Origin of the sequence: Amycolatopsis pithecellobii, assembly GCF_009707865.1 — a bacterium.
Lineage (GTDB): Bacteria > Actinomycetota > Actinomycetes > Mycobacteriales > Pseudonocardiaceae > Amycolatopsis_E > Amycolatopsis_E pithecellobii.
Window position 1 is genome coordinate 1 of sequence record NZ_WMBA01000127.1, and the last position, 4,564, is coordinate 4,564.

Here is a 4,564-nt window from a genome sequence, read left to right on the forward strand (position 1 = left end):
GAAGCGGCCCGCCACCGCCCCTACAGGCCACGCGCGGGCCGCACGACGCCGCGACGGGAGCGCGACGCGGCCATCGTGAAACTGACCCGCTTCGGACTGACCGCCCGAGAGATCGCACAGCGACTGGGCTGCACTCGACGGACGGTCGTGCGCGGGCGAGCCCGTCACCGCGTCGTGAACCCCTGCAGCAGCTGAAGATCAGTTCTTCAAAGAGGGCCTTCCGGGGTCCCCGGTGTTCTGCGGCGCGGGCGGGATGAGGAGATCTCCAAGCCTGTCGAGAGTATCGAGGCCGGCGACGGCAAGTTCGTGTGCCTGCGCGCAAGCCACTTGGAAATGCCTCTCATCACGCCACCGGGGGGCGTCCGTCCACGCCAATGTCCGCGGCTCGTCACCGGGGAGTGAGCATTCCATACGGCGAGGCTCCCGAAGTGGATGTAGTCCGACAATTCCCGGTAGACCAGCTTGAGCTGCGACGCGTCGTCGCGCACCGCGTGAAACATTCCCTCGAAGCTCTTTCTTCCAGGACGGTTCTCACCTGGCCCGTGCAGCAAGTACTCGACGTAGCCCGGGTTGCGCAGCACGTAGAGCGCGATCGTGATGGTTTCGACCCAGGCGCGAATGAGTGGCAGGGCGGCGTGCGGATTGTCTGCGGTGATCTCCCGAACAGTGCCCTCGTGCAGCCCCCGGATACGGGAGACGAACTAGCCGAACAACAGGAACTTCATGGAGATGACCTGGTGACCGGTCATGTGCTTCTTCGCGACGTTGGTATACCCCTTGGGACAACCGTTCGAGGCGCGGTCCAGCGCCTGCTGTCGGTCTTCGAAGTCTGAAAGATCAAGGAAAACAGGATCGGAGTCTGCGCTCATCCGACCAGCGTTGCACAACGCTGGCGGGCGCCCGTTGAGTGGCTGCGGGTCACGGAGCCTCCTGTGCTGCCCTTACGTCGCTCGACTTTCGCAGAGCCGAATTGGTCGCGATCATGCGCTGGCCGCTAATGCCCGTGTGCCGATTTCAAGGCGACCACCACGTCCGTTGCGCAGCGCTTAACCCGATCCCGCAATACAGCCGACCTCGCCGTGGGTTGGCCGCTGGCGGGTGCCGTCCGTCCGAAGTGGAGTTCTCTTGGTAGCCAGACCTGTCCCCAGCCGCGTACCCGATCCGCGAAGGAGGTTCGAACCATGAGCACCAGCCCGGACACCACGCCCGAGACGGGCTCGCGGTCGCGGCTGTGGCCGGTCGGTGCGGGCGGACGTTCCCGGGTGCGGGTCGGGGCCGCACCCGAGACCATCCGCGTGCTCACCGACGCGATCGGCGCACGCCTGCTCCCGGACACCTACGTGTCCGACGGGGCGCCGGTCGCGCTGGAGTCCGTCTCCGGCGCGGCCGACCCGACGGCCGGGGACGAGGACGTGGCGCTCCCGCTGTCCGCGACGGCGCTGAAACCACCGCTGCTGGCCTCACTGCTCGCTGAGCAGGCGGATGTGGTGCAGCAGAAGGTCAACGAGAAAGGCGAACCCATGGATGTCGAAGTCTCGCCCGCCGGGCACGTGCTGCCCGCGGTGCTCGCGCGTCGCTCGTGGCCCGGGCTGCCGGTGCTGCACCGGATCATCTCCACCCCGGTCCTCCGGCCGGACGGAACCCTGTTGCAGGAACCCGGCTACGACCCGGGGACCGGGTTCTAACTCGCGGCCAATACCCACCTGCCGCCCGTACCGGAACGCCCGAGCGCGGAGCAGGTCGCCGACGCGCGGGACTTCGTGCTGGAGCGGTTCCTGCGCGACTTCCTCTGGCGTAGCGACGCGGACCGGGCGAACTACCTCGCGCTGCTGGTCACCCCGATCATCCGGCCGTTCACCCGGTCGCTGTCGCCGTTCGGGCGGATCGAGGCGTCGATGCCCGGCTCCGGCAAGACCATCCTCGCCGGGTGCGTCGGGCTGCTGGTGGGGCAGCGGGTGCTGACCTGGACCGACTCGGAGGAGGAACTGCGCAAGGCCATCACCACCGTGCTGGCCGCCCAATGCGGGGCGATCGTGTTCGACAATCTTGAAGAGGGCCACGTCATCAACTCCGCGGTGCTGGCGTGGCTGGTGACCGAGCGGACCTGGACCGACCGCAAGCTGGGCACCAACGCCGCCGCGACCTTCCCGAACGACCGGTTGTGGCTGGCCACCGGGAACAACCTGCGCACCGGCGGGGACATGGCCTCCCGCACCGTGTGGGTCCGGCTCGATCCGGACTGCCCGCGCCCGGAGGCGCGGACCGGGTTCACCATCCCGAACCTGGACTCCTGGATCCTCGCGGCGGACAACCAGGCCACCGTGTTGTGGCACCTGCTCGTGCTCATCTTGGACTGGACAGCCGCCGGGGCACCCACGCCAGCAGCGTTCCGCAGATGCGCCAGTTCACCCGCTGGGCCCAACAGTTGGGCGGGTTCCTGGAACACCACGACATCGGCGGGTTCCTGGGTAACGCCGAACACGGCCGCGAACTCGACGACGACGCGGCCGAATGGCAGGGGTTCCTGCTGGCCTGGCATGACCTGCACGGCACCGAACCCCTCACCGCCCAGCAGATACGGGGGAGCGCCCAGACCTACATCGGTCCCGACCCCTGGGCCCGCACCTTCCCCACCACCAACAGCGGGAAGCTGGTCACTTCCAAGTCGCTCGGGCGCCTGCTGACCGGGCAGCTGGATCGGTGGCGCGGCAACGTCGTCCTACACAGCGTGATCGATCCTCATCGCAAGTCGCGCCTTTATTGGGTCCAACCCATCGACTGAAATCCTCAAACCCCGGAATCAAACCCGCAAACCCCGCAGAACAACACCCCGCAGGGTCTCGACCAGGGGAAACGGTGGTCACGGGTTGCGGGGTTTGCGGGGCTTTTTCGGCCTCCCGCCCAGATCTCGCGCCAGCCTGCCACCCCCGTATCCGCCGAGGTCTCGCACGTCGCTACGGCCAGTAGTCGGCGGGTCTGGTGCTCATTGCGGGGCCAACAGGAGGCGGCGCCATGCCACGACCAGTGGTCCATTCCGACGCGATCGACAGGGAGCACCGAAACGCGATGGCTACTGCAAGCCGCTACTTCACGATCAAGCAGTTCTGCGAGGAAATCGGCATCGCAGAATCCGCTTTCCACGATTGGCGCATCAAAGGACTTGCGCCGCGCTGCATCAAACTGCCGAACAGGCAGATTCGCATCCGGTGTTCCGATGTCGACGCCTGGCTTGAGTCGCGTGAGGAATCCGGGGTCGCCGCTTGATGGACACGACATACAAAGTCAAGATCTGGCAAATTGAAACGCGCCACGGCAAGCGGAAAACAACGTACCGGGTTGCATGGCTGGTCGCGGGGGAGAAGTTCACCGAAACCTACGGCCACCGGACGCTTGCGGACAGTTTCCGCTCGGAACTGGTGGCTGCATCGCGTCGCGGCGAGGCGTTCGACCGCTTGCAAGGGCGGCCGGAAAGTCGCGCGCTGGCAACGCCGACGCGTTGGCGTCTGCGACGCCGGCACTCTTGCGGACCGAGCGTGGAATGCCAGAGCCGAGAGTTCTCCGTCGAGCGCTGACCGGGTGGGCGTTCAACAAGAAGAAACGGGACGCGGAGAAGCCGCCGGAGATCGCGCGGGCACTCAAGTGGGTCAGCGCGAATACGGTGGCCGTATCGCGGCTGAGTGACGACGCGGTTCTGCGGGAAGTCATGGAGCAGATCTCGCTCAAGCTCGATGGGAAGCAGGCTGCGGCGAAGACCGTGAATCGCAAACGGGCCGTGATCTACAACGCTCTGGACTACGCCGTTGAACTGAAAGCGCTGACCGCGAACCGAATCTCAACCCTGAAATGGACGGCGCCGAAGATGAAGCGTGCGATCGACAAGCGAACCGTCATCAATCATCAGCAGGCGAAAAAGCTGCTGGCAGCCGTCGCGGCACATCGAGTCGAACGCCAACCGCGCCGTTCGGCGGGGCCCGCGTTGGTCGCGTACTTCGCGTGCATGTATTACGCGGCGATGCGTCCCGAGGAAGTGGCCATGCTGCGAAAGTCGGACTTGCAGCTGCCGGAGAAACGGTGGGGCGAACTGCTGCTTTCCGAGACGGCCCCGGTGACCGGCGCGGCGTGGACCGACAGCGGGGCGCGCCGGGATCGACGGCAGCTCAAGCAGCGCGGCTGGGGAGAGGTCCGGTCGGTGCCCTGCCCACCGCCGCTCACGGCGATTCTGCACGATCACCTGGCCAAATTTGGCACCGCGGGCGACGGCCGCCTGTTCCGAAGCCTGACCGGTGGCGACCTGGCGGAATCTACGATCGGCCGCGTCTGGGACCGGGCGCGAAAGGCCGCGCTCACCGATGCCGAAGACGCGTCGCCGCTCGGGAAGCGGCCCTATGACCTCCGGCATGCGTGCGTGTCCACCTGGCTTGCTGCGGGCGTGCCGTCCACCCAGTGCGCCGAGTGGGCTGGTCACTCCGTGGCGGTCCTGCATCAGATCTACGCGAAGGTGATTGCTGGCCTGGAGTCGGCGGCGCACGCGCGGATCGAGCAGGCCCTTGGAGTGGAGCAGGAC

Annotated in this window: 5 protein-coding genes and 1 pseudogene; 5 read left to right on the forward strand and 1 reads right to left on the reverse strand. The window is 66.7% G+C overall.

Features of this window, described 5'->3' with window-relative positions; all coding sequences use genetic code 11:
* Positions 1 to 195: helix-turn-helix domain-containing protein (locus GKO32_RS40025; protein ID WP_154761678.1), on the forward strand; the 195-nt coding region annotated here is incomplete at its 5' end.
* 506 nt (positions 196 to 701) lie between these two features.
* Here the strand turns inward: GKO32_RS40025 and GKO32_RS37610 are convergent.
* Positions 702 to 869 (reverse strand): hypothetical protein, encoded by a 168-nt coding sequence (locus GKO32_RS37610; RefSeq protein WP_154761679.1) that lies wholly within the window; start codon positions 867 to 869, stop codon positions 702 to 704.
* 312 nt (positions 870 to 1,181) lie between these two features.
* On the opposite strand from GKO32_RS37610, the gene GKO32_RS39595 reads away from it, so the two are divergent.
* The 4 genes and pseudogenes from GKO32_RS39595 to GKO32_RS37625 all read left to right on the forward strand — a co-directional run.
* Positions 1,182 to 1,685 (forward strand): hypothetical protein, encoded by a 504-nt coding sequence (locus GKO32_RS39595; RefSeq protein WP_246245358.1) that lies wholly within the window; start codon positions 1,182 to 1,184, stop codon positions 1,683 to 1,685.
* 75 nt (positions 1,686 to 1,760) lie between these two features.
* On the forward strand, positions 1,761 to 2,684 hold the full coding sequence (locus GKO32_RS39600; RefSeq protein WP_246245360.1) for a hypothetical protein: 924 nt from the start codon (positions 1,761 to 1,763) through the stop codon (positions 2,682 to 2,684).
* A 328-nt stretch (positions 2,685 to 3,012) separates the two neighbouring features.
* Positions 3,013 to 3,264, forward strand: a complete 252-nt coding sequence (locus GKO32_RS37620; RefSeq protein WP_312869280.1) for a helix-turn-helix transcriptional regulator — start codon at positions 3,013 to 3,015, stop codon at positions 3,262 to 3,264.
* Positions 3,264 to 4,564: pseudogene (locus GKO32_RS37625) on the forward strand (tyrosine-type recombinase/integrase); the annotation flags it as partial. The gene GKO32_RS37620 and the pseudogene GKO32_RS37625, both read left to right, overlap by 1 nt.